We start from the raw sequence: 21420 nt of genomic DNA, 5'->3' as shown, positions 1-21420 counted from the left end.
GTGCGCCGACGCCGTCACCCTGCCCTGACAAACCTTCATTCTCAGCAATTCTTCAGCTACCGATAGAACATACCGTAATCCGAAGATTGACGGCAAGATCGGACTTCCAGATTCCCATCAACACTATAAACATACTCTTAGTTTGTTTCGAATGCAGAACAAAGAGAACAATGTCCCTACCAGGACATTTGCAGCAAATTGACCAAAGGAGCAGTGCGGAGAGCCAGTGATTTCAGTGATCACTGGCAAGGCGACGGGCCGCGAATTGCCTGAAGTACTCCACTTTCGATTCCGGGACCACGATCGGAAGTATCAGATTCCACGATGCCTTCATGGAGTCCGAAAGCTCACGAACGGTCCCGGTCGCGGCTGCCATCAGCCGAACTCCCGACGCAACTTCCAACAGGAAACGAGCAATGTCAGCAGAATCCGCGTCCGAACGCAGATCACCTTCGTCGGCGGCACGGCTGGCAAGTTCACGGTAAATGTCGAGCCACACGTCCAGAGTCGCCGGCCCGGAGCCCCGATAGTCCCCGATCTCGACCAACAAGCGGAACGTAGCTCTAACCATGGCGTCATGCGCACCGATGTCGACGATGACCGACGAAATACCGATCAGTGACTCGAGCGCGGGAGTTCGACGGTCCAACCAGAGCTCACATTTTGCGTCGAAACGTGCCGAACCCTCGTCGATCACTGCCCGCGCGAGTTCTTCCTTGGACCCGAAATGGAAGTACAGGGCGCCTTTGGTCACCTGCGACTCGGCGATGATCTCGCTCAAGCTGGCATTGGCATAGCCCAGGCGCAAGAACACACCCGCTGCTCCGCGCAGCACCGAATCACGGGTGGCTTCTGCCCGCTCTTGCCTCACCATCGATCCGGCCTCCAATCACCACACATCGAACGAATTCTTGGTCTTACCCGTTCACAGCGTCAAAATGGATGGCACGGTTCGGCATTCAACCCACCCTGCAAACAAATGAGACATTTGCCCATCAAACGATCGTGATACAGCGAACACAGCTTAGACCGCGATCCATCTCTGCGCGGCAGGCGCGCCTGGTTAACCCTCCAATTGTGGATCGGCTTCCAGATTCGTCAGCCCATTCCAACACAAATTCACGAGGTGAGCGGCGACAACTTCCTTCGACGGAGTCCGTTCGTCGAGCCACCAAGTAGCCGTAGTGGACACCATGCCGACAAGCGCCTGTGCGTACATCGTTGCTAGTCCGGGGTCGAAACCGCGTCTGGAGAAGTCCCCCGCCAACAGGTAGCCCACCTGACTGATCGCATCGTTGAGGAGGCTCGAATATGTCCCACTGGGCGCGACAACGGACGAATCGCGCACGAGTATCCGAAATCCGTCGGTGTGCTCTTCCACGTAGGTGAGCAAAGCCAACGCAACCCGCTCGACTCGAACTCTCGAGCGATTTTGTGAGAGCGAAGACGTGATCATCTCGAGGAGTCGCGACATCTCCCGGTCCACTACGACGGCGTACAGCCCCTCCTTGCCGCCGAAGTGCTCGTACACGACAGGCTTGGACACGTTCGCGCGCTGGGCGATCTCCTCGATCGAGGTCGCTTCGTATCCCCGTTCGGCGAACAATGCCCGCCCGATCTCGATCAGCTGTTGCCGACGTTGGGTACCGGTCATCCGGATCCGTGTCACTCGTTCGGGAACTGGATCCCCGCCACCCGAACCGGACACCGTCGCCATTGTCTTCCTCTCGCCGACACACAAATCACTGCTGTGGACGCTCAGCCTATCGGGACTTCGGGGGCCCGATCGGAGGAGCGGTTCGACCTACGGCGGGTCGGCATGCGATTATTCTTTCGCGCGTTCGGCCGCAAGGCTCGGCAATGCGTGGCAATCCGCCGTGGTGTAATGGCAGCACCTCTGATTTTGGTTCAGATAGTTCAGGTTCGAGTCCTGGCGGCGGAGCTGGTGAACAACATGCTTTCCCGAGCGGAATGTATGTCTTGATCGACAGTTTGATCGACAGTTTGATCGACAGAGGGAGCTCAAACCAGTGCAGACCGCCGTGATCGTTCTCGCAGCGGGTGCCGGTACACGAATGAAGTCGAAGACTCCCAAGGTCCTCCACACTCTCGCCGGACGCAGCATGCTGGCACATTCGCTTCACGCGGCAACCTCACTGAATCCCACGCACCTGGTGACCGTCGTCGGTCACGATCGTGAGCGTGTCACCGAAGCCGTGAACGCAGTCGCCGGGGAACTGGACCGTTCCGTCACCGTCGCTGTTCAGGACGAGCAGAAGGGCACCGGGCACGCTGTCAGTTGTGGGCTCGAGGGGTTGCCGGCCGACTTCTCCGGGACCGTACTCGTCACAGCCGCCGACGTGCCTCTGCTCGACGGCAAGACCATCGCAGACCTCCTCGCCCAGCACACGGCTGCTCCCGCGGCCGCGGTGACGGTGTTGACGTCGACGGCCGTCGACCCCACCGGCTACGGGCGAATCCTTCGTACGACGGACGGCGAGGTGAACGCCATAGTCGAGGAGAAGGAAGCCACCGATTCGCAGCGCTCGATCACCGAGGTCAATTCAGGGGTCTACGCCTTCGACTTCGAAACTCTGCGCGACGCGCTGGCGTCCCTCGACTCCAACAACGCACAACACGAGTTCTATCTCACCGATGTGATCATGATCGCCCGTCGCGCGGGCAAGCGTGTTCGTGCTCAGCACATCGCGGATTCGGTTCTCGTCGCGGGCGCCAACGATCGCGTGCAGCTCTCGACGCTCGCCCGCGAGATGAACCGTCGGATCCTCGAGAAGTGGATGCGTGCCGGCGTCACCGTCGTCGATCCTGCGAGCACATGGATAGATTGCGACGTGCACGTCGCACAGGACGTGACGCTCCTGCCCGGAGTTCAGTTGACCGGCACAACCTCGGTGGGCGAAGACGCCGTGATCGGCCCGGATACCACCTTGGACAACGTGACCGTCGGTGAGCGCGCAGTAGTCGTCCGCTCGCACGGGACCGACTCCGTTGTCGGCGCGGACGCGGCTGTGGGCCCCTTCGCCTATCTCCGGCCTGGTACCCGCCTCGGGGCACACGGCAAGATCGGCGCCTACGTGGAAACCAAGAACGCGGATATCGGCGAGCATTCGAAGATTCCGCATCTTACCTACGTCGGCGACGCCACCATCGGCCATCACAGCAATATCGGAGCTTCGAGCGTCTTCGTCAATTACGACGGGGTGAACAAGAGCCGTACTGTGGTGGGGTCGCATGTCCGAACAGGCTCCGACACCATGTTCGTCGCCCCTCTCGTCGTGGGAGACGGCGCATACACGGGTGCGGGCACGGTCTTGAAGAACGACGTACCGCCTGGGGCGCTCGCCGTCTCGGGTGGGGTGCAGCGCAACATCGAGGGCTGGGTCCAGAAGAATCGTCCCGGCACACCCGCGGCCGATGCCGCTGCAGCAGCTGCACAACCTGACGGCCCTGCAACAACCTGACAGCCCTGCAACAACCTGACAGCCCTGCACAACAGACAGCACAGATCACCACCAGATCGACCGGCAAGTACAAAAGGATGGCATGAACCAGTGACTGCGAATTGGATCGACAACCAGAAGAACCTGATGTTGTTCTCGGGTCGCGCACATCCCGAGTTGGCGGAGCAGGTGGCGAAGGAACTCGATATCCGCGTCACCCCGCAGACCGCGCGCGACTTCGCGAACGGTGAGATCTTCGTTCGATTCGAAGAGTCGGTTCGCGGCTCCGATGCGTTCGTCCTGCAGAGTCATCCGGCACCGCTGAACACGTGGGTGATGGAGCAGCTCATCATGATCGACGCTCTCAAGCGTGGATCGGCAAAGCGCATCACCGCCGTTCTTCCGTTCTACCCGTACGCCCGCCAGGACAAGAAGCATCGCGGACGCGAGCCGATCTCCGCTCGCCTGATTGCCGACCTGCTCAAGACCGCCGGCGCCGATCGCATCATCACGGTCGACCTGCATACCGATCAGATCCAGGGCTTTTTCGACGGCCCCGTCGATCACATGCACGCACACAGCCAGTTGGCCAACCACATTCGCGCGGGCTACAACCTCGAGAACATCACGGTGGTGTCCCCCGATTCGGGGCGCGTTCGTGTCGCCGAGAAGTGGGCCGACTCGCTCGGCGGAGCACCGCTGGCATTCATTCACAAGACGCGCGACCCGTTGGTACCCAACCAGGTCAAGTCCAACCGCGTCGTCGGTGAGGTCGAAGGTCGCACCTGCATCCTGATCGACGACATGATCGACACCGGCGGAACCATCGCCGGCGCGGTCAAGGTGCTCAAGGAGGCCGGTGCAGGTGACGTCGTCATCGCTGCAACCCACGGCGTCCTCTCCGACCCTGCGGCCGAGCGTCTGTCGACGTGTGGCGCGAAGGAAGTTGTTGTCACCAACACACTTCCGATCGACGAGTCGAAGAAGTTCCCGACGCTGACGGTGCTGTCCATCGCACCGCTGCTCGCTCGCACCATCAAGGAAGTTTTCGAGAACGGTTCTGTGACTTCGCTGTTCAACGGCAGCGCCTAGTCTCGCGCCGCACTACGGGCGCGTACCTGTGACTTCACGGTCACCGGTACGCGCCCGTCGTCGTCTTCGTGAAGGTCTCAGAAACAGACCACCCGGTCATCATGAAACCACCTGTGGGACACACGAATACCGCCGAATGCGACGATTGACATGATCTTGATCACGCTACCGTCGAGAAACCCAGGTCGATGTTGGGGCGGTGTTCACCGCGCCGCAATCTTCGCCTAGTGTGGCTCGTCGTGATCGACGCGCAAACCCTGGAATCCCGGCCCGAATCTCATTCCCTGAATTCATCAGTTCCGACGATCCGGCGGTGGCGCCCAGGATCTTGTGTCTGGTGCGGAGACGACAACTCCGTGGACATGTTCCGCAACGAACCCCGCTGCGGAAAATGCCGTGAAAACGAAGGCATCATCGACGACGCCAAGCGCTTCCTCGGCATGTACGGTCTGCGCCCGCTCGGCGGCACGCTGCAGTCCGACGACGACGAAGAGCGCGAGTACCGCGTCAACGCACGCGAGGCACGCCGAGTCCTGAACGAGATCCGCATGGACGTCCTTCCCGATGCGGCCGCTGTTCGCAAGGCAATTCGGCCCCGCGCCGCAACGGTTGTCGCCGACACGTCACCCGCACGCGCTTCCCGCCCCGCCAGCACGGGCACAGCGACGCGCGTTGCCGCTCCGGTCAAGACCGACACCGTGGACATCGACACGCTCCAGACGCGCGTCCTAGGGCTTCTCGATCAGCTCGGTTCGATCGACGAGCAGATCAAGGTCGCCGAACTCGCACAAGGGTTGCCGGCTCGCGCACGACTGAGCGATCTGAACAAGCAGAAGGCCACGGTTCTTCGCACGCTGGCCGCTCTCGAGAAGGCCCGCATCGCCGCCTCCAACTAATTCTCCTCGCGTCCGTCCCACGGCCCCGTCTCACTTGCGAGACGGGGCCGTTCTGTATGAGCAGGTACCTTTACGAATCGTGAATGACATCACCACCACTTTCGTCGTGCTTGCACTGGTCGTGGCGCTGTTCGTGATCGGCCGAATCCCGGTCGGCATCATCGCGATCGGCACTGCCCTGGCGCTGTACGCCACCGGTGTGATCACGATGGAGCAGGCGCTCGCCGGATTCGGCGATCCCACGGTGGTGTTCATCGCCGCGCTTTTTGTCGTCAGCGAAGCCCTCGACGCCACCGGTGTCACCACATGGGCGGGCGAGAAACTGCTGGCGAAAGTCGGCGAATCCCGAGTCCGCCTCGTGAGTGCGATCATGTTGCTGGTTGCCGCGTTGACCGCATTGATCAGCGTCAACGGGGCCGTAGCCGCGTTGGTACCGATGGTGGTCGTCTTGGCGGTACGTCTCGGTAAATCGACGTCACAACTGCTTCTGCCGTTGGCATTTGCCGCCCATGCCGGATCGATGCTCACCTTGACCGGAACACCGGTCAACATCATCGTTTCCGAAGCGGCCGAGGAATCCGGGGCCGGTGCTTTCGGGTTCTTCAGTTTCACCTTGGTCGGTGCGCCGCTCGTATTGGGAACGATTGCGATCGCCGTACTTCTCGGTCCTCACGTCCTCCCCCATCGTGCTGGGACGTCGATGTCGCCTGACCTGAGCCGGCATGCCAAGACCCTCGCGAAGCAGTATCAGCTCATGGGAAAGGATGCGCCGTCCGCAGAGCCCTTGATCACCAAGCACGACGGCGTGGTCGAAGTGATCATCCCGCCGCGCTCGGAAATGATCGGCGACAGGGCTTTTCCGGGCATGGTGACCGACAGTGGAGATCTGGTGATACTCGCAGTCCAGCGCGCCGGTGAGGACTGCGGCCCCAAGGGCGTCAAGTTGGCGGCCGGTGACACGCTTCTCCTGCAAGGAAGCTGGGACGATCTCGACACCCACACCGCCGTCGATCCGAACGTCCTCGTGGTCGACGCACCTGCCCAGATCCGTAAGCAGGCAGCCCCGTTGGGAACCCGCGCGGTCATCGCTCTCGTCGTCGTTGCGGCGATGGTAGTGATGCTGACGTTCGGATTGGTGCCATCCGCGATAGCCGGACTCCTCGCGGCATGTGCGATGGTGCTGCTACGAGTCATCAGCGTCGAGCAGGCGCATCGGTCCATCTCGTGGACCACGTTGATTCTCGTCGGCGGAATGATCCCGCTGTCGACCGCAATCCAGCAGACCGGCGCGGCCGAAAAGCTCGCGCATGCGTTTGTCGACGTCGTCGGTGGGGCAAGCCCGTATGTCGTCGTCGCTGGACTCTTCGTCGTGACGGCGACTCTGGGCCAGCTGATCAGCAACACTGCAACCGCGTTGATCATCACGCCGATCGCGATCTCGGTCGCCATCGAACTCGACATCTCGGTGCTGCCCCTTCTGATGACGGTCACCGTCGCTGCCGCGGCCTCCTTCCTGACGCCTGTAGCCACTCCCGCGAACATGATGGTGATGGGCCCTGGTGGTTACAAGTTCGGCGACTACTGGAAGCTCGGACTCCCGATGTTGTTGTGGTTCCTGATAGTTGCAACGGTGTTGATCCCAGTGATCTGGAGTTTCTGATGTGCTCACCGAAGGTCTTGTCGGAGGTCTACGAATCAATCGGACGCGAGGGCAGGAAGATCAGCCGTCGATCGATGTTCGCGGCGCTGGGCACCGGTGCCCTCGGCGCGACCGTCATGGCCGGCGCTGTACAGCCCACTGCGTCGGCAGCACCAACAGGTCAGACCATCGTCGATCTGACCCACGTACTGACGCCGGAGTTCCCGGTGTGGCCGGGCGCGCGCTCGTTCGAGATGAGAAACCTGGCGAAGATCGCCGACGCCGCCGGATCTCTGGGCTCGCTCGGCTCCGCCGGGTCAGGTGGAAACTTCTACCTCAACGAACTCCGCCTCGAAGAACACACTGGTACTCACATCGACGCTCCCGCACACGCCAGTGCGGACGGAATCACCGTCGAGAAGATTCCCGTCGCCGACCTCGTCGTGCCGATTGCGGTCGTCGACATCAGTGCCCGAGCCTCCGTCGACCCCGACACACTGCTCACCCGCCAGGACATCCTCGATTGGGAGTCCCTCCACGGGACCATCGCTCCCCGCAGCCTGGTTGCGATGAACTCGGGTTGGGATACCCGGGCCGGTGCCGGTGGCGCCTTCACGAATCGAGATGCACTCGGCGTGCAACACACACCGGGATTCAACCCCGAGGCGATCGACTTTCTCGTCCGCGAGCGCAACATCGTCGCCGTGGGCTCGGACACCCTCAGCATCGACGCGGGCCGAAGCACCACCCACGGGGCTCACCGAAGCGCTTTGGGCTCAGGAAAGTACGCAGTCGAAGCCCTCGCAAATCTGTCCGCACTTCCGGCCGTCGGCGCCACGGTGATGGTGGGAGCGCCGACGCATGCGGGTGGTTCGGGTGGTCCGTGCCGGGTCATCGCCTGGTACTGAAGATCAGGGCGTGGGCGTCACCCGCAGCACCTTGTCGCCGGCGCCGTTGTCGGTGGTCACCAGGAGCGAGCCGTCGGGCGTCGGGGTCACCGACCGCAAGCGACCGAACTGGTTCTCCAACCCGAAGGTCTGCGCGTCGACCGAGCGTCCGTCGGCATTCAGGCGGAGGAAGATCAGTTCCTTGCTCTTGAGGCCACCCATTACGAGCGCACCGTCCCAGGCACCCCATGCAGCTCCACCGGTGAAGGCAGCGCTGGCGGTAGCCAACGTCGAGCTACCCGAACGCCACACCGCCGCAATTGCTCCCGGCACTCGCACCGGGTCGGTCATCGGCACGGATTCGTCGTACGTTCCGGGAAGCCGATCCGGGCGGTAGCCGTAATTTCCGCCGGGGGTAAGCAGGTTGACTTCGTCGTCGACGCTTGTGCCCTGTTCAACCGAGTACACCCGGCCGGTTCCGGGTTGCACGGCCAAGCCTTGGACGTTGCGGTGCCCGAGCGTGTAGACCGGGCTGGAAGCATTCGGATTCCCCGCCGCCGGAGTTCCGTCGGCGTTGATGTGCAAGACCTTGCCGCCCAGCGAATTCGGATCCTGGGGGACGCTCGGCGTCGCGGTGTCACCCGTCCCGACGAACAGCGTTCCGTCCTGCGCCGCAAGAATTCGGCAACCCCCGTGACGCCCGGACGAGACCGGGATTCCTGGCAATACAGTTCCGGTTCGCGTGAGTGCGGTCCATCCGGCGTCGACGGTCCACGCGATCACTCGAACGTCCGTGACTCCCCCAGCGCTGAATCCTTGGCAGGTGTACAGGGTGCGCGACTGAGCGAAGTCGCGAGCAAGCGCGATGCCCATGAGCCCGGTTTCGGACTGCGCGTAGAGATCCGAAAGGTCAGCAGCGACTGGACCTGTCGTGTTGTCGCCTCGGCGAACGAAGAATCCGCCGGATCGTTGTCCGGTCAGGATTGCACCGTCCGGGGCCGCCACCACGTCCCAAGGGTGGTCGAGTCCGTCGACCAGTGTGGTGACCGACAACTGCGGGAGGGTGTCCTCGATGGGTATGTCCGGGTCGTCGCTCCCCAACGATCCGGTGCTTCCGTTGCCGAAACTGCCGGGGTCGAAGGGGAATGGTTGAGCCACGCTCTGCGTTACCGGCATCACCAGTACTGCAGTCAGGGCCACGGTCAATGCGGCGAGCTTCGGATGACGCACGCGTTCTCCTCGGGTCGGAAACCGTTCTGCGCCTCACTATAAACAGACAAACACCATTTTTCGGGCCCTCTCGCTATACCCGCAGGCCACAGGAGAAACGAAACCCCTTCAGAAGTCGGCAAACTCCGGCAAAGCGTTCGCCAGCGGGGATGCGTTACGTCTTGGTGCAGATCGTGCCTTCCGCCAGCCGGGCACACTCCAGTCCAGGAGGTATTCGAGATCCGCTTCCACTCCCCTGTCCCGAAGTCCGAAACGTCGTTCCAGCGCATCGTCGTCCGTCAAATGCAGTCTCGCCGCGTCGGGCACTCTCAGTTCGGGGTCACAGAATGGGCCTACGGGCGCGGTAACCGTTCGTCGTCCTGACGGATCTTTCCACTCCAGAAGACCACCTCCGATTTGCTTCACTGTCCACCTGCCAAACGTCTTCAGTCGGTGATGTTTTCGACACAGACAGGCCAAGTTCCGTTCTGCAGTAGGCCCTCCCTGAGCGGGGTTGCCGTGATCGAACGGCACCGTGTGATCGATATCGCAACTATCAGAACGCACAACACAATTCGGAAAGCGGCACGTACCGTCTCGCGTCCTTACAATCGTCACCAACGCCGCGGACGGCTGGTACGTGGATTCACCGCGCCGCGAACCACTGTTCCTTCTCGAGCGATTATCCCTTGCCGCAGCGGGCAATATCTCCGGTGAGCGCATCGACCGACCCACGCCGAGCACCGGTCCGACTGCCCCCGCAGTCGAACAATGTTGCACCTCGGACGGTGCAAGGGTGAGGACTCTCTGCCACGTGGCGTCCGCGGCGATCGCGCGCGCATGGTCGGCATCGATGTGGCCGTACCCCTGCAAATAGCCTGGCAGGTCGTCGAATCCGAGCAGGGTGGAGGCGTTGACACCCACAAGAATTGTCGCAATCGGGAGCGCGGAGGTCTTCGTATCATCCCTACGGGTGCAATCGCCGTCGCACTGACAATCCAACGACGTCTTTCCTTCCGCCAATGCGATCAGTGCATCGGCACGCCGTTGCCCGAAAGTTCTCGGATCGGAACCACAGACCTGCATCGACATCGCACGGAGCCTCGTGGCCAAAGTCTGAGCGCCGACCGCTGGAAGCATTCCGTCCAGAGTCGACATACCGTCGTGCGACGCGCACGTCCGAACGTCCCGATCCGCCTCCGCACGAACTCGCCTGGCACGCACCCCATCAGGGTCGTGCCGAGCAATGAGACCTCGTGCGCGCGCCTTCAACTTGTTACCGGTTACACGGCAGGCACCGTCCACGAGGAGTCGCTCGATGTCATCGAGCGCGTGCTCGGAGACGTTGGCGAGAGCTTCGGACAGTGCCATCGCTTTGGCCAGATCGATGTCACCGCAAGCAAAAGCGGCCGCCACCCGCGGAAGTCGCCAGCGCAGGTCACATCCCAGTGCAATCATTTTCTGCGCGGCGTACTCCGTAATGCTCAGTATCGACGCGATCTCCACGTGCGCGAATTGACCCCGAAAGCCTCATTGACTCCAACCGCGGCATCCTCCTCACAACGGTCCAAGTACAGCGCAGTGACCGCGTCGATCTCGAGGAAGTGGGCGCGCGCGATTTCCGCATGCTGCCGAAACAGCGCGTCCGCGGAAGTCTTCGATTCGAACATATGAGCGATTCCACGGGCGCCCACCGACAAGTTTTTGCGAAATCCCGGGGTATTCACCGATACCTTTTGCGCTCCGATGTCACTACGTTCAATCGCATGACTCAGCATCCGACACGAGATCAACCGTACTTCGGCATAGCGATATTCGAGTTGGGGAAGAATGACGGGGTCGGGTGCTTCCACCGAGAGGACTGTTATCTCATCTGGGCTGGCGACCCCGCTGAGGCGCAGTCAAAATTCGAGCGCAAGGCCGGCGAGCAGGAGTATCCGCTCGGCGCGAGCGATGACCAGTCCTATGTAAAACTCGCGCATCTCGTGGATCTTGCGCCGGTGTCGGACGCTGTCCATACCGGCACCGCAGATCTCTACTCTCGACACTTCTCAAATATTGCCGCCTACAGAACTTTTGAGACACTTCTAGGGGGAGACAGCATCCTCTGACAAGCGCCCACTTCACGCCCGCTGCGCACACAACAGCGCAAAGCGCTGATCCCGATCCGACCACACCTTCCGCACCCCGAAGCCCGCGGACGCGAGTTCCGCGGCAATCCCCTCCTCGGTGAACTTCGCCGAGATCTCGGTGCGCAGCTGCTCGCCCGCTGCGAAGGTGATCTCCAGATCCAGGTCGTCGATGTGCACCGAGACTTCACGAAGTGCTTCCAGGCGCATCTCGATCCACTCGTTCTCGGCATCCCAGAGCGCGACGTGACGGAAGTCCTCCAAGGGAAAGTTCGCTCCCAGTTGCTTGTTCAGGACCGAGAGAACATTGAGATTGAACTGAGCAGTCACACCGGCAGCGTCGTCGTAGGCGGGCACGAGGACTGCGGGATCGATCACCAATCCCACGCCCAGGATCAGGTTCTCACCGGGATCGAGCACCGCTGCAATGCCCGAGAGGAACTCGGCGCGTTCTGCCGGAACGAGATTGCCGAGAGTTCCACCGAGAAACGCGACCGCCCGCCGTCCACCACCTGGCAGATGATGCAGCGAACCGGTGAAGTCACTGACCACCCCGACCACATCGATGCCGGGGAATTCGGCACCGACTTGCTGCGCCGCGCCTTCCAGTGCTGTCACCGAAACATCCTGCGGTACATACGTTCGCAGAGTTCCACGAGCAGTCATTGCATCGAGCAGCAACCGCGTCTTCTCCGAGGAACCGGAACCCAGTTCGATCAGGATCTCAGGATCGGTGAACGCAGCGATCTCGTCGGCGTACCGAGCGAGCAGGCCGCGTTCGGTACGGGTGGGGTAATACTCGGGTAAGGCCGTGATCTCCTCGAACAGTTCACTTCCACGCGCGTCGTAGAACCATTTGGGCGAGAGCCACTTCGGCGTAGCGGTCAAGCCCTCCCTGGCCTCGGCTCGCAATGCGTCGACCGATTCGGCCGGTGTCAGATAAACCTCGAGCGTAGGGGTTTTCATTGTTCTCCCATCGGTATCGGGGTGACGATCAAATGGCCGGGACGCGCGCAGGCGATGTGCCGGTCCGGCACCTGCTCCCAGTCCGGCGAACCATCGGACGGTTCGGAAACGATCAGTGCCCGCGACTCGTCGACCCGCGTGTACAACGTGTGGCCCCACGCCGTGGCCCACAGTTCCTGCCCGTCGCCGAACAGGAGGTTCAATCGTGAATCCGGTGCCGCCGCAGCCACATCGTGAACGAGGCTCGTCACGGCGGCTTCCGCGGGCTTCGACTTCAACCGATGCCGAAGCACTGTCCACAACAAGGCAGCATCCGTCGGCGCGGGCATCTTCAGCAATTCGACGGCCGGAACTTCTGCTGCCAAGTCGGCGAGTGAGCCAGGCCAACCGGATACCGCTCCGTTGTGGCTGAAAGCGTAGGTTCCGTCGACGAACGGTGCGCAGGCACCGATCTCGACGGCCATCCCCTCCGTCGCGGAACGTACGGCGGCGAGAACGGATCCGGAAATGATGTGGGACAACGTCTCGTCGACTGTCGGGTCCGACCAGATCGGCGAGATACTGCGGTACCGTCCCTGCCTTCCACCGTTCCACCACACCGCGCCGAATCCGTCGGCATTGATGGTCCCGCCGCCACGCATCTCGCGAGGTGCCCACGACTGTCGCATCAGTGAGTTTTCGCCGTCGTGGAGGAGTTCACGAACCGAACGCGGCGGCCCGAGATAGCCGAGGTGCCGACACATGTCAGGATCTACCCGAAATCGTTCTGGCGCAGCGAAAACCCGAGAAGATTTGGCGCCTGATCGGGTGGTCCCAGTTGCGGAACGTCCCCCGGCAGGCAACGCTGTCGGTCCCGAACGATCCCCCTCGCAACACTTTGTAGTCGCCGCCGAAGAACACCTCCGAATACTCCCGATACGGGAAGGCCCGGAAACCCGGATACGGATGGAAACCCGAAGACGTCCACTCCCACACGTCACCGATCAACTGCTCGACACCCGCTGCCGACGCACCCGCCGGGTACGAGCCGACGCCGGCGGGACCGAGATGGCGCTGACCGAGATTGGCAAGTTTCTCGTCTGCGGACACGTCCCCCCACGGGAATCGTCGGGATCTTCCGGATTCCGGATCCCACCGCGCGGCCTTTTCCCATTCCGCCTCGGTGGGAAGCCGTTTGCCTGCCCAGCACGCGTAGGCCTCGGCTTCGTAGAAGCTCACATGCACGACGGGCTTGTCCGGTGGGACCGGAGCCTCGACGCCGAAAGTCTCGTGCCACCAACCCGAACTGTCGCGTTCCCAGAACAGTGGTGCACGGAGCTTCGCGTCGACGCGATGCCGCCAACCGTCACGGGACCACAGTTCCGGTCGGGAATAGCCGCCGTCCTCGATGAATTCGACGAACTGCCCATTGGTGACCGGGAATCTGTCGATCGCGAAGTCGGTGAGATAGACCTGATGCGCAGTGCGCTCGTTGTCGAGTGCCCACGGTTCGTCGTCGGTCCCCATGACGAAGGGGCCGGCGGGGATCGTGACCTCGTCGAGTTCCGGCATGCGGGCCGCTTGCGGAGCGGGTGTGGCAACGAGTGCCGTGGGTCCCGAACGCAATTGGTGTGTTGCGAGCATGGTTTCGGCGTGTTGCTGCTCGTGCTGCGCGATCATCCCGAAGGCAAAACCGTCCATGTCGAGTTCTGTGCGTCCGAAGGTGCTGGCTTCGAGCACATCCCAGACCTTCCCGCGAACCGTACGTACGTATTCGCGCGCCTCGGCCGGGTTGAGCAGGGGAAGTGTGGGTCTCGACGATCTCGAATGCTTGAACGCGTCGTACAGCTCGTCTATGTCGCTACGCACCGGATCGCGGCCACCGACATCTCGCACCAGCCAGAGTTCCTCTTGATTGCCGATATGCGCCAGGTCCCACACGAGTGGACTCATCAACGGAGAATGCTGAGCGACCAATTCGGTATCGTCGACGCAGTCGGTGAGCAGCGTCGACCGTTCACGCGCTCGCAGAAGTACGGCCTCGACCGCTTCCTTGGTGATCTCCCCCGTCATGTGTCGCTCTCACCGGGCACAATTGCGCGACAACACCGTTCGGCTGCGGCATCGAGAAGACGGACAAACTGCGGCTCCGGCGCGTACGACGCGGCAAGCGACATCAGAGAGGTTGCCGCCGAACGCAGTTCGACGTCGTCCAAACCGTACTCTGCCGCATCCCGCCATCTCCCGGCCGTCGACGCTGCGGCATCACTCGCCTCACGCATCACGGCAGGCCCGGACAGCAACGCGTCGATCGCTGCTACCGGTACTCGCCACAGATCTCCCGGCTGCGCATCGATGTAGCGAACCTCCAGATGGCCGACAGCGCGAACCGGCGGGAACAGCGTGGACAGGTGATAGTCCAAGTCCGCCCAGACGGGTCGGCGTCCGATCTCGGCATCCAAAGCGCCGTCTATCCAGTCCCCGAAAGTGGCACCCCGCGGAGCCGTCCAATCGTCGCCCTCGTTTCGCACACACATCAGCGGAACATCGAGCGCCCAGCCGGCGTAGTCCTGCACTTCCGGGACTGCGACCGTTCGCCAGGAATCGAGTTCGAGCCACGTCCGCATGCGTTGGGACGCCCAATCCCCTCTCGGAACCCCTTGCAAGCGTGGAGAACACGCAAACGCAGCGATGAGCGCCGGCCCCATGTCCCCGAGGAGCCGCCAACGCTGGGCAATGGACTCCGGGCTGCCGCCGGCATCGACACTGACCTGCACTGCTGCTGTATTGCACATCATCAAGGTGCCATACGGTCCTATCCCGGCGAAGCGGGATTCCATTGCGCAATAACGTGGCAACCGGAGAATCCGGGAAGGTGGGCGGGCGACGTCGGCCGCGGCAGAACTGATTTCGATGGAGTACGACGCGAGGAGTGTTTCGAGAGTACGACGGTCTTCGTCGAGACAGTCACACAGTTCTCGGGCGGACGTCCGCGGCGCTGACGAGAGTTCGATCTGTCCGCCAGGTTCTACGGTGACGAGGCTGCCACGAGGAAGCGGAACCGCTGGTGAATCCGGGTCGATACTGGTGGGCGCGTATCGCCCGAGTGCCTTTGCCAGAGTCGCTGCTGACGGCCGCTCCCCACCGGGAACCTGGCTGGTCAGCCACTCGAGCTCAGCTCCGACCAAACGGGGTGGCCCCTGTTTGAAGCACACACCACCGACGTAGGCCTCGGCCGCAGGACGTGAATCCACCTGCGTGGTCTGTGCTGCTGTCAACGCTGCTGTCACCATTCGACTTCCCCTTCGGGCGGTCTTCGCGGTCGCTACCGACGATAGAACGCCAACGTCCGAGATGCACCCTTTGTGGTGTTACGTGTCGTTGAATTTCTTCAGTCGTATCCACCGGTACCCACAACCGGCCAGAACCACACCTGCGCCGGAAACAACCGCGATCCACGGAAGTGTGACCACCAGAACGACACAACCAGCCGCGCCGACCGCTTGCAGCCACTTCGGATACATCCGGTCCACACCGCGTTGGCTGTACGCACTCACGTTCGCGACGAAGTAGTAGAGCAGCACTCCGAACGACGAAAAGCCGATCACCCCACGAAGATCGGTTGTCGAGACCAAGGCGATCACAACGGCACCGACCACAAGTTCCGCATGGTGAGGGACCCCGAACCGTGGATGGACTGCAGCGAGGGCCACTGGCAGATCGCGCTCGCGGGCCATCGCCATCGCCGTACGACTCACGCCGGCGATCAGAGCCAGCAGCGCCCCCGCCGACGCCGCCGCGGCACCGATCACCACTACGGGAACGGCCCAACTCCAACCGACTGCGCCCACCGCATCTGCCAGTGGTCGCGCCGAATTCGCCAGCCGATCAGGTCCCAGCGTCACCAACAGCACCACCGCTACCAGCGCATAGAGGATGACGGCGACGGTGAGTGCGATCAGGATCGCCCGCGGAATCGTTCGACGCGGATCACGCACTTCCTCCCCCAGCGTCGCGATCCTGGCGTACCCGGCGAAGGCAAAGAACAGCAGTCCCGCCGATTGCAGAATGCCGTACCACGACCCGAATGCGAGATCCGGGAACTCGCGCACCGCACCAGGACCGACGACGGCAACCACCAGCGCTACACACAGCGCCGTCGTCGACACGGCGACGATCACCCTGGCCATGTGCGCCGTCCGCGTGACTCCGCGGTAGTTGACTGCAACCAGCGCTGCCACCACCAATACCGCGACGGGGACACGCCACGCCGTAGGCGCAACATACGTCGCGAAAGTCAGGGCCATTGCCGCGCAGCTCGCGGTCTTCCCGATCACGAACGACCAGCCGGCGGCAAACCCCCACCAGGGTCCGAGCTGCTCACGTCCGTAGACGTAGGTCCCACCTGAAGTGGGGTATCTGGCCGCAAGCTGCGCCGACGACGTCGCGTTGCAGTAGGCGATGAACGCTGCAATCGCCAGGCCCACAAGCAACCCGGTACCGGCTACTGCGGCAGCGGGCGCGAACACCACGAAGACTCCGGCGCCGATCATCGCGCCGAGGCCGATCACCACGGCATCGGCCGTGCCCAGTCTTCGCTCCATCGGGACAGCTTCGTTCACAGGTAGTTTGAACCACACCGACATGAACGGAAGGTGCCATGTTCGATCTCGACACGATCCGCCGCGACACTCCCGGATGCCTTGACAAGGTGTTCCTCGACAGCGCGGGATCCTCGCTCCCGCCCGAGCCGGTGCCGGCCACGATGATCGAGCACCTGCGACGTGAAGCCGACGTCGGCGGATACGTCGCAGCTGCTCGTCAGAGCGGCGCCCTCGCTGCTGTTCCCCATTCGCTGGCCCGGGTCATCGGTGCTCAGGCAACCGATATCGCTTTGACGGACAGCGCGACCCGCGCGTGGAACGACTTCCTCGCTGCCGTTCCGCTCGGACCCGGTGATCGAATTCTCATCAGCGGAGTCGAATACGCGAGCAACGCCATCGCTGCACTGGGGCGGGCGCGTTCGACCGGTGCCCACGTCGAGATCATCCCGAGCGATCAGTACGGACGCATCGACCTCGACGCACTCGAGAACATGCTCGACGATCGGGTTCGCGTCGTCTCCGTCGTCCACGTCCCCACCAACGGCGGCCTGATCAACCCCGTTCGCGAGGTCGTCGAACTCGCGAGGGCCCACGGCTCGCTCGTTCTGCTCGACGCATGCCAGTCCGTCGGCCAATTGCCCATCGACGTCACCGAACTCGGCGTCGACGCCCTCAGCGCAACCGGCCGCAAGTGGCTCCGCGGGCCACGCGGAACCGGATTCCTGTACGTCCGCCCCGGACTCGTCGACGCACTCGAACCCGCTGCGATGGACCTGCACGGAGCGGAATGGACCGGCGAGAACAGCTTCGTCCCTGCGCCGGATGCAACACGATTCGAACTCTGGGAAACGAGTGTCGCGGCGCGCCTGGGTCTCGGCGTCGCCGCCGACTATCTGCTCTCGATCGGCACCGACACGGCGTGGGAGCAGATCGAATCCCGAGCAGTCACGCTGAGGGAAGGTCTGGCAGCGATTTCCGGAGTCGAAGTCCGCGATCGAGGAACCCATCTGAGCGGCATCGTTTCCTTCACCGTCGACGGTATTTCCGAGCACCTGGTTCGGGATCAGCTTGCAGCACAGAACATCACCGTCACCGTCAGCGGTCGCGGGTCCACCCTCCTCGACATGGATGCCCGCGGACTCGACGCCGTGGTTCGCGCATCGCCGCACTACTTCGTCGACGAAGCCGACCTGGACACATTTCTGGGCGCGGTGAGGAGTTTGCAAACCTCCCGTTGACCGGGACCATGCCTGATCTGCGGAAGTCGAAACTGCAACTGTGGGGTGATCAGCAGTTTCGCCTTCCGAGAGGACTATTCGCATGGCCGACCCCACCGTCAGACCGATCTCCGCTGCCGACATCACCACCTGGGACTACGAGGCCGACGTCGTCATCGCGGGATACGGCATCGCCGGCGTCACCGCTGCGATCGAAGCAGCTCGTGCCGGCGCCGAGGTGCTCGTCCTGGAGCGGACGGGCGGTTGGGGCGGAGCCGCGTCACTGGCTGGTGGATTCATCTACCTGGGCGGTGGAACGCCGTTGCAGAAGGCGTGCGGGTTCGAGGACTCGGTCGAGAACATGAAGACGTTCATGAAGGCAGCGCTCGGCCCCGGAACCGACGATACGAAGATCGACGCGTACTGCGAGGGCAGCGTCGATCACTACAACTGGCTCGTCGACGCCGGGGTCCCGTTCAAGGAATCGTTCTGGGGTCAGCCCGGCTGGGAACCGCCGTACGACGACGGCCTGATGTACTCGGGAGGCGAGAACGCCGCGCCGTTCAACACCCTCGTCGATCCCGCGCCCCGCGGACACGTTCCGCAGATGTCCGAGAAGAACACCGGCGAGAAGGGCGGCGGCTACATGCTGATGAAGCCACTCGTCGAGACGGCCGAAAAGCTCGGCGTCCGAGCAGAATACGATCTGCGCGTCCAAACTGTGGTGGTAGACGGCGATCGGGTTGTCGGCGTCGTCGCCAAGCGCTACGGCAAGGATGTCGCGATTCGTGCCCGCAAAGGCGTAGTGCTTGCGATGGGCAGCTTCGCGTACAACAACGAGATGGTGCGCTCGAACGCACCGCGCATCTTCGGCCACCCGGCGGCCTCCATCGAGGCGCACGACGGCCGCGCAATCCAGATCGGTCAGGCACTCGGCGCCGACACCGCACACATGGACGCCACCGAGGTCGCGTTCTTCTGCGACCCACAGTTGATGGTGCGCGGCATTCTTGTCAACGGCCGCGGTCAGCGATACATCCCCGAGGACACCTACCCCGGCCGCATCGGCCAGGCAACGCTGTTCCAGCAGGACAACCAGGCATTCCTCGTGATCGACGAAGCTGCGTACGAGGAAGGCATGAATGCCGAATCGTCCAGTGCACAGTTGCGGGCGCAGCCGAGCTGGGTGGCGGAGACCGTCGAGGAACTCGAAGGCGAGATGGGATTGCCCGTCGGATCGCTGCAATCCACCGTCGACCTCTACAACCGGCACGCGGCTGAAGGTTCGGATCCGGTGCTCGGCAAGAAGTCCGAGTGGGTGAAGCCGATCGTCGGCCCGTTCGCGGCAATCGATCTCCGTGGCCGCACAGGCGGATTCACGCTGGGAGGATTGAAGACCACCGTCGATTCCGAGGTTCTGCACGTCTCGGGTGCGCCGATCCTCGGACTCTTCGCAGCGGGTCGCTGCACGTCCGGTGTCTGTGCGGGCGGTTACGCCAGCGGGACAAGTCTCGGCGACGGCAGCTTCTTCGGACGTCGTGCCGGAATCAGCGCGGCGCGCTAGATCACCACAACTCGCACGCCCTCGGCAAAGCGGTACGGCTGAGTCTGCAGGACCGCGCCGAGGTGTTTCCTCAGTCTGGACACCTCGGCGCGCACTGCCACGACATGCTCGCGATCACCGAAGAGCACTTCGCTCAGGCCTGCGGCATCCACACCTGCCGAACCGACGGCTGCCAGTGCCCGCAAGATCTGGGCGTGACGCGGCGAAAGCGCGCGCGTCCAGTTGGCGTCACCACGCACCGTCACCTGCGGCGATGCTCCGAGGGCCAGCTCCAGCTCGATCAACGGCCCGCCGACGCCGGTGCGCAACAGCCAGCCGTCTCCCAGCGGCTCAGGCAGACACATCCCCAGACCTGGCACGATGACGGGCTTTCCCGCACTGGGTGCTGCCACACGGTCGGGCGCGGCAATCCCGCTGGCGCCGGCTACCCAGCCGAACTCGTCGACCACCAATGCCGGACCTGTGCCTGCCGCGAACAACGGCGCCGCGCGCGAGCGCAGGCGCTCGAGCGAAGCTGCGTGCTCGCGCCACAGCGTCGCCTCCGCGAGGCGAACCGCGGTGCGCACCAGCGCGACGGTGGTGGGATGAACCGAAGCTGCGGATCCACTGATGTCCACCACGCCCAGGATCTCGCCCGTCCGTGGGTCGTGCACGGGCGAGCCGGTACACGACCAATTGTGATGCGTGGGCGCATAGTGCTCGGCCGAGAAGAGTTGCACCGCAGAGTCTTCGATCAGCGCGGTACCTATCGCGTTGGTCCCCACCGACTGCTCCGACCAGCGTGCGCCTTCCGCGAACCCGAGAGCGTCCGCCGCACGTTTGACGGTCTTCGCCCCTTCGCGCCAGAGCAGGACACCGTCGGCGTCGGCAACGACCACGATGAAGCCCGCGTCCTCGGCGACCTCGGTGAGCGTGGTTCGCAGTTCGGGCAGAACGCTTCGCAGCGCGGTACGCGAACGCCTCGCCTCCAACTCGGAGAAATCGGCGACAGTAGACGCACCGCAGTGATCCGGCGTGAGCCCGCCGGCGGCCACCCTCGACCACGACCGCGCCACGACGGTCCGCGGCTGCGCCGGTGGTTCCTGGCCGGAGAGAACTGCGTCGTGCACCCGACTGAGTAGGCGAGCATGCTGCGACAGGTCGGTACCCGGCACGACGGCACCGAGCCGACTGCCTTCGGGAGCGTTCCCCACGATGGTCACTCCGTCAGGCTACCGCTTTCGATGTGACGCGAACCACGTCCACACGGCCAGGTCCCCACCACCTGCGATTAGCGGCCGGGAGCAAACTCCGGTAACGTATCCAAAGTTGTCTCGGCGAGGGTGAATCGCAGCAGTTCCACACGTTGCAGGTTTACCGTGATCGACGCGGCTACGGCTCAGCTCGAGCGTTTCGCTCCTGGCCGTGTGCGCGCCTGTCCGCCTTGCCGCAGGCAAAACCACACGTCAGTAAACCGAGCACGAACCCCGTGAGTTGTAGGAGCCGTTTCATCATGTCTGAAGAAAACAACCTCGTCGCCGTCGTCCGCACCGAATTCGGCAAGGGCGCAGCTCGCCGCGCACGTCGTGACGGCCAGGTCCCCACGGTTCTGTACGGCCACGGTGAAGATCCCCGCCACCTCAATGTGCCGGCTCGCGACTTCGCCGCCATCCTCCGTGCACACGGCACCAACGCCATCCTCACCCTCGACATCGAGGGCACGGAGCAGGTTGCACTGACCAAGTCGGTCGTCGTGCACCCCATCCGCAACTACATCGAGCACGCCGACCTCCTCGTC

Annotated in this window: 20 protein-coding genes and 1 tRNA gene; 10 read left to right on the top strand and 11 right to left on the bottom strand. The window is 63.1% G+C overall.

Features of this window, described 5'->3' with window-relative positions:
• Positions 1–232: 232 nt before the first annotated feature.
• Both QM609_RS26365 and QM609_RS26360 read right to left on the bottom strand, forming a co-directional pair.
• Positions 233–874: a ScbR family autoregulator-binding transcription factor gene (locus QM609_RS26365; protein ID WP_003946317.1), complete on the bottom strand. Its 642-nt coding sequence runs from the start codon at positions 872–874 to the stop codon at positions 233–235.
• Positions 875–1063: 189 nt separating this feature from the next.
• Positions 1064–1717 carry a TetR/AcrR family transcriptional regulator gene (locus QM609_RS26360; protein ID WP_003946303.1) on the bottom strand — a complete coding sequence of 218 codons (654 nt, stop codon included), beginning with the start codon at positions 1715–1717 and terminating at the stop codon, positions 1064–1066.
• 154 nt (positions 1718–1871) lie between these two features.
• On the opposite strand from QM609_RS26360, the gene QM609_RS26355 reads away from it, so the two are divergent.
• From QM609_RS26355 to QM609_RS26330, 6 genes are all read left to right on the top strand, one after another.
• A tRNA-Gln gene (locus QM609_RS26355) sits at positions 1872–1942 on the top strand.
• Between the two features lie 88 nt (positions 1943–2030).
• Positions 2031–3482 carry a bifunctional UDP-N-acetylglucosamine diphosphorylase/glucosamine-1-phosphate N-acetyltransferase GlmU gene (gene glmU, locus QM609_RS26350; RefSeq protein ID WP_076948394.1) on the top strand — a complete coding sequence of 484 codons (1452 nt, stop codon included), beginning with the start codon at positions 2031–2033 and terminating at the stop codon, positions 3480–3482.
• Positions 3483–3572: 90 nt separating this feature from the next.
• Complete coding sequence (locus QM609_RS26345; protein WP_003946284.1) at positions 3573–4553, top strand: ribose-phosphate diphosphokinase; 981 nt, start codon at positions 3573–3575, stop codon at positions 4551–4553.
• A gap of 239 nt (positions 4554–4792) precedes the next feature.
• Positions 4793–5449, top strand: coding sequence for a hypothetical protein (locus tag QM609_RS26340; protein WP_030536285.1), 657 nt, complete (start codon positions 4793–4795; stop codon positions 5447–5449).
• A gap of 79 nt (positions 5450–5528) precedes the next feature.
• Positions 5529–7109: an SLC13 family permease gene (locus QM609_RS26335; protein WP_050654528.1), complete on the top strand. Its 1581-nt coding sequence runs from the start codon at positions 5529–5531 to the stop codon at positions 7107–7109.
• Positions 7109–7996, top strand: a complete 888-nt coding sequence (locus tag QM609_RS26330) for a cyclase family protein (RefSeq protein WP_030536286.1) — start codon at positions 7109–7111, stop codon at positions 7994–7996. Before QM609_RS26335 ends, QM609_RS26330 begins: the two co-directional genes overlap by 1 nt.
• Before the next feature lie 3 nt (positions 7997–7999).
• Here the strand turns inward: QM609_RS26330 and QM609_RS26325 are convergent, their stop codons facing one another.
• From QM609_RS26325 to QM609_RS26320, 3 genes are all read right to left on the bottom strand, one after another.
• Positions 8000–9205 (bottom strand): PQQ-dependent sugar dehydrogenase, encoded by a 1206-nt coding sequence (locus tag QM609_RS26325; protein ID WP_054188780.1) that lies wholly within the window; start codon positions 9203–9205, stop codon positions 8000–8002.
• Positions 9206–9313: 108 nt separating this feature from the next.
• The gene (locus QM609_RS29315) at positions 9314–10642 is read right to left on the bottom strand and encodes an HNH endonuclease signature motif containing protein (protein WP_257216379.1); all 1329 of its coding nucleotides are present in this window, start codon (positions 10640–10642) and stop codon (positions 9314–9316) included.
• 26 nt (positions 10643–10668) lie between these two features.
• Complete coding sequence (locus tag QM609_RS26320) at positions 10669–10854, bottom strand: hypothetical protein (protein WP_050654526.1); 186 nt, start codon at positions 10852–10854, stop codon at positions 10669–10671.
• Positions 10855–10950: 96 nt separating this feature from the next.
• On the opposite strand from QM609_RS26320, the gene QM609_RS26315 reads away from it, so the two are divergent.
• Positions 10951–11295: a hypothetical protein gene (locus QM609_RS26315; protein ID WP_042921056.1), complete on the top strand. Its 345-nt coding sequence runs from the start codon at positions 10951–10953 to the stop codon at positions 11293–11295.
• 12 nt (positions 11296–11307) lie between these two features.
• On the opposite strand, the gene egtD is transcribed toward QM609_RS26315, so the two are convergent.
• The 5 genes from egtD to QM609_RS26290 all read right to left on the bottom strand — a co-directional run bounded on the left by egtD (position 11308) and on the right by QM609_RS26290 (position 16904).
• On the bottom strand, positions 11308–12279 hold the full coding sequence (gene egtD / locus QM609_RS26310; RefSeq protein WP_050654524.1) for an L-histidine N(alpha)-methyltransferase: 972 nt from the start codon (positions 12277–12279) through the stop codon (positions 11308–11310).
• Positions 12276–13022: an ergothioneine biosynthesis protein EgtC gene (gene egtC / locus QM609_RS26305; RefSeq protein ID WP_050654523.1), complete on the bottom strand. Its 747-nt coding sequence runs from the start codon at positions 13020–13022 to the stop codon at positions 12276–12278. The genes egtD and egtC overlap by 4 nt, the downstream gene beginning before the upstream one ends.
• Before the next feature lies 1 nt (position 13023).
• Positions 13024–14331 carry an ergothioneine biosynthesis protein EgtB gene (gene egtB, locus QM609_RS26300; RefSeq protein WP_042920949.1) on the bottom strand — a complete coding sequence of 436 codons (1308 nt, stop codon included), beginning with the start codon at positions 14329–14331 and terminating at the stop codon, positions 13024–13026.
• Positions 14328–15551 carry an ergothioneine biosynthesis glutamate--cysteine ligase EgtA gene (egtA, locus tag QM609_RS26295; RefSeq protein ID WP_050654522.1) on the bottom strand — a complete coding sequence of 408 codons (1224 nt, stop codon included), beginning with the start codon at positions 15549–15551 and terminating at the stop codon, positions 14328–14330. Before egtA ends, egtB begins: the two co-directional genes overlap by 4 nt.
• Positions 15552–15629: 78 nt before the next feature.
• On the bottom strand, positions 15630–16904 hold the full coding sequence (locus QM609_RS26290; protein WP_050654521.1) for an APC family permease: 1275 nt from the start codon (positions 16902–16904) through the stop codon (positions 15630–15632).
• Between the two features lie 14 nt (positions 16905–16918).
• Here QM609_RS26290 and QM609_RS26285 point away from each other — a divergent pair, with 14 nt between their 5' ends.
• Both QM609_RS26285 and QM609_RS26280 read left to right on the top strand, forming a co-directional pair.
• Positions 16919–18100 carry an aminotransferase class V-fold PLP-dependent enzyme gene (locus QM609_RS26285; protein WP_050654520.1) on the top strand — a complete coding sequence of 394 codons (1182 nt, stop codon included), beginning with the start codon at positions 16919–16921 and terminating at the stop codon, positions 18098–18100.
• Between the two features lie 82 nt (positions 18101–18182).
• Positions 18183–19643: an FAD-dependent oxidoreductase gene (locus QM609_RS26280; protein WP_050654519.1), complete on the top strand. Its 1461-nt coding sequence runs from the start codon at positions 18183–18185 to the stop codon at positions 19641–19643.
• Here the strand turns inward: QM609_RS26280 and QM609_RS26275 are convergent.
• Positions 19640–20845: a GAF domain-containing protein gene (locus QM609_RS26275; protein ID WP_228232777.1), complete on the bottom strand. Its 1206-nt coding sequence runs from the start codon at positions 20843–20845 to the stop codon at positions 19640–19642. The two genes, QM609_RS26280 and QM609_RS26275, sit on opposite strands and share 4 nt — an antisense overlap.
• Positions 20846–21135: 290 nt before the next feature.
• Here QM609_RS26275 and QM609_RS26270 point away from each other — a divergent pair.
• On the top strand, positions 21136–21420 hold a 285-nt coding region (locus tag QM609_RS26270), incomplete at its 3' end, for a 50S ribosomal protein L25 (protein WP_283337602.1).

The sequence above is a fragment of the Rhodococcus sp. IEGM 1302 genome, from assembly GCF_030056935.1.
Taxonomy (GTDB): Bacteria; Actinomycetota; Actinomycetes; order Mycobacteriales; family Mycobacteriaceae; genus Rhodococcus_F; species Rhodococcus_F qingshengii.
The sequence above is the reverse complement of the archived record's forward strand: the minus strand, read 5'-3'. Positions and strand labels throughout refer to the sequence as shown.